This window comes from Allosediminivita pacifica (assembly GCF_003054175.1).
GTDB classification, from domain to species: Bacteria; Pseudomonadota; Alphaproteobacteria; order Rhodobacterales; family Rhodobacteraceae; genus Allosediminivita; species Allosediminivita pacifica.
Window position 1 is genome coordinate 1 of the sequence record NZ_QBKN01000069.1, and the last position, 3,859, is coordinate 3,859.

The 3,859-nt window shown below is 63.6% G+C and carries 3 protein-coding genes; all 3 read left to right on the forward strand.

Annotated elements, in window-relative coordinates:
* Nucleotides 1–597: P-type DNA transfer ATPase VirB11 (gene virB11, locus C8N44_RS22795; protein WP_107978975.1), on the forward strand; the 597-nt coding region annotated here is incomplete at its 5' end.
* Nucleotides 594–2,720, forward strand: coding sequence for a type IV secretory system conjugative DNA transfer family protein (locus tag C8N44_RS22800; RefSeq protein ID WP_107978976.1), 2,127 nt, complete (start codon nucleotides 594–596; stop codon nucleotides 2,718–2,720). The genes virB11 and C8N44_RS22800, both read left to right, overlap by 4 nt.
* On the forward strand, nucleotides 2,713–3,859 hold a 1,147-nt coding region (locus tag C8N44_RS22805), incomplete at its 3' end, for an LPD7 domain-containing protein (RefSeq protein WP_308421265.1). The genes C8N44_RS22800 and C8N44_RS22805, both read left to right, overlap by 8 nt.

Sequence of the window (3,859 nt, forward strand, 5' to 3'; positions counted from 1 at the left end):
GATGAAGCCCTTCTCGACCATCACCGCAAGGGCGACTGGAAGACCTTCCTGAACGCCGCCGTGCTGGCAAAGAAGAACATCCTTGTCTCTGGCTCCACCGGCTCGGGCAAGACGACCTTCTCGAAGGCGCTGATCCCGCTGATCCCGACCAGCGAGCGACTGATCACCATCGAAGACACCGTCGAGCTGGAGCTTCCCCAGCCCAATGTGGTGCGGATGATCTATTCCAAGGGCGGTCAGGGCGAGGCCAAGGTCACGGCGCGCGACTTGCTGGAAAGCGCGCTCCGGATGCGGCCCGACCGCATCTTCCTGCAGGAGCTTCGCGACGCCTCGGCCTTCTACTACCTGCGCAACGTCAACACCGGGCATGGCGGGTCGATCACCACCATTCACGCCGACTCCGCCACGCTCGCCTTCGAGCAACTGGCCCTTCTGGTGAAGGAAAGCGAAGCCGGGCGTGACCTCAAGCGCGACGAGATCAAGGACATGCTCTACCAGATGGTCGACGTGGTCGTGCAGATCAAAAAGACCGCCGCCGGACCCAGGGTCACCGAGGTCTATTTCGATCCCCGCAGAAAGCTGGGGGGTGAAGCATGATCGTCCAGAACTGGCATCGCCTTGGCACCCCTGCACGGGCTGCCGCGATCTCGGCCGCAGTCGTGTTCGCCGTGGCCGGGGGGCTCGTCACCGCCGCCTATGTCATGCAGTGGGGGCTGAAGGTTCCGCTCCACCTGCCCCGCGACCTGTTGCTTTGGCCCCAGGCGGCGCTGGCCGGATACACTGATCCTGAGACGGTAAAATGGATCAAGCTCTCCGGCTATGCCGGGCTGCTGCCGACCATCGTCATCGCCGCCGCCATCCTGAAAGCGCAGCCGAAACCGGACGTGCATGGCCGCGCCGAGTTTGCACGCGCCCGCGATATCCGGCAGGCGGGCATGAGATCGAAGGCAGGCCTCATTGCGGGCTTCACCGGCTCCCTGCCCTCCCGACACTATGGTAAGCGGGTCGACAAATGGGGCCGCGCAGTCGAGCAAGGCGGCGCGGTCAAGATCCAGAAAGCCGGACATCTGACGCCCCAAAACCTGCTGATGTATGGCGGCGACGAACACGTCCTGCTCTATGCCCCGACCCGCTCCGGCAAGGGCGTCGGCGTGGTGATCCCGAACCTCCTCAACTGGCCGGACTCTGCCGTGGTCCTGGACATCAAGAAGGAGAACTGGACCCTGACCGCAGGCTTCCGCAAGGCGGGCGGTCAGGAGGTCTTCCTGTTCGATCCCCTCGATCCGGATGGTCGCACGCATCGCTGGAACCCGCTCTCCACGGTCCGGCGTGGCACGGATTACCAGATCGAGGATCTTCAGCGGCTGGCCGACCTGTTCATTCCGGTGGCCTCGAAAGACCCGTTCTTCGACCGGGCGGCACAGACGGCCTTTGTCGGCGTTGGCGGCTATCTGGCCGAGACGCCGGAACGGCCCTTCACCTTGGGGGAGATCTACCGCCAGCTCACCCTGACCCCGGACTTCGTCCAGACCTTCCAGAAGCGGATCGAGGACAGGAAGGCCTCCGGGCGTCCGCTGTCGCTCCAGACCGTCTCGACCCTCAACGACTTCCTCTCCAAAAGCGAGAACACCTTCGAAAGCGTAAAATCCACGATCACCGCCAACCTCGGCCTCTTCGCCAACCCGATGCTCGACCGCGCGACTGCCGCGTCTGATTTCGCCTTCGCCGATCTGCGCCGAAAGCGGATGACGATCTATGTCGGCATCACGCCCAACAACCTCGGTCGCCTCGGGCCGCTGATGAACCTCTTCTTCCAGTCCTGCGTCGATGCGAACATGCAGGAACTGCCCGAGCATAATCCGGCCCTGAAACACAAGATCCTGCTCTGCATGGACGAGTTCGCCTCGGTCGGGGAGCTTCCGGCCTTCAAGCGCGGCATTGGCTATTTCGCGGGCTACGGCATGAAGGTGCTGACCATCGTCCAGACCCCGGCCCAGCTGGCCGACATCTACGGCCAGGACGGCGCCGATGCCTATATGGACAATTCCGGCGTCAGCATCGTCTTCACCCCGAAGGGGGTGAAAGAGGCGCGCAACCTCTCGGAACGGCTCGGTACGCATGGCGTGGAAGCCCGCAGCGAGTCCAAATCCAAATACCTTGCCAACCGCAAGGGCACGACCGTCAGTCACAGCGAGCAGAAACGCTCCCTCATGCTGCCGCAGGAGCTGCTGCAAATGGACCAGAGCGAGGCGCTGGTCTTCGTCGCCGGACACCCACCGATCCGGGCGAAGAAGATCAGGTTCTATGCCGAAGCGGCACTGCTTGAACGCTCCAAGGTGCCCCCGCCCGTGGTCCCCAGGATCGACCGTCACGCCTTGGCCGAGGCCGTTGCCTCGTTGAGAGACGAGAACGCGATGCTGCGCGAAAGCGTCTCCACCCTTCAGACCAACTTCGACAATCTGGCCGGTCTGAAAGCCTTCCAGGCCGCGAACGTCGCCAACGGCGAACCTGCCGAAGTGCCGATGACCGACGAGGAGATCGCCAACCCCGAAGGCATCTCCTTCGACCGGCTGGCCCTGAGCGGGCAGAAGGCACAGGCGAAAATCAAGGAGCTGAACAAGGCCGGACAGGTCGGAACACGCAAGGGCGCCGCGGACATCCTCGCCGCCCTCGGCTGTGACGTCGCCCCCGCGAAAGCCGAAAGGAAACGGAATGCCTGAGACGGACAAGAGTACGAGCTTCACGCTCTCCTATGCGCACAATGGCAAGGAAGAGCGCTTCACCTCGGCCGCCGCCGCAGGGCGTGCCTTCGCGGATGCCGATGCCAGCCAGCACCCGCGCGTGATCGAGAACACGGACAAAAGCGCGCGCACCGTCGCCCGCACCGTCACCATCGGCACCGACATCCAGAAGTCCGTGCCCACGCTCGACAGCGTCAGCAAGGATCTCACCGACCTCAATCGCGATGGCGTGGCCCCTTCCCGCATGGCGCAGACCAACATGGACTTCTGGACCGGCTATCATGATCGGATCGCGGAGAAGGCCAGCCCGGAAAAGCCACCCGCAGACCAGGGCTCGATCTCGCCAAGCGAGAGACAGCAGGCCAAGCCGGATCAGGATCGCTTTGACCTGCCCGTCAGCTACCATGACAGGTTTCTGGTCACGAAGGCGAAAGGTCAGCAGGACCTTTACCGTTCCTATGATGACGCCCGGCCTGCGATCATCGACAAGGGCGACCAGCTCAGCACCCGAAACGCGGATCGCGGGACCGCAATGGACATGATCGAGCTGGCCGCGCATCGCGGATGGCAGAGCCTGAAGGCTAAGGGGCCGGAGGAGTTCCGGCGCGAGATGTGGATCGAAGGCACCGCCCAAGGGCTGAAGGTTCAGGGCTACCTCCCCACGGAGAAGGATCAGGAAGAAGCCAACCGCCGGTCGCAGATGATCGGGGAACGTGCCATCGAGCGGACGGACCGTGCCTCCCAACCCGCCCATACCAAGACGATTGACCGCGAAGACCAGCAGGCCGCGCCGCACCAAAGCTATTCTGACGGCATCTCCGGCAAGATCACCGACATCGGCACCGCCCCCTATCGCAACCGCGAAGGGGCTGATCCCGTACCCTTCGTGGCTCTGACCAACCAAGCGGGCACGAAGGAGCATATCTGGAGCGTCACCCTCCCTGCCGCGCTTGAAAAGCATGACCTGAAAGTCGGCGATCGCGCGACCTTCTTCTCTCCCGGTGTCGAGCCGGTGACCTACAAGACCAAGGATCAGAAGACCGGCGAGGAAGTCGAACGGCAGGGACACCGTCGCCTCTGGGACGCCAGGGACATCGAGCGCGAAGCACAGCCACAGC

Excerpts from the sequence above, each read along its gene's own strand:
- C8N44_RS22800 (WP_107978976.1), top strand. The coding sequence starts at position 594 with ATGATCGTCCAGAACTGGCATCGCCTTGGCACCCCTGCACGGGCTGCC.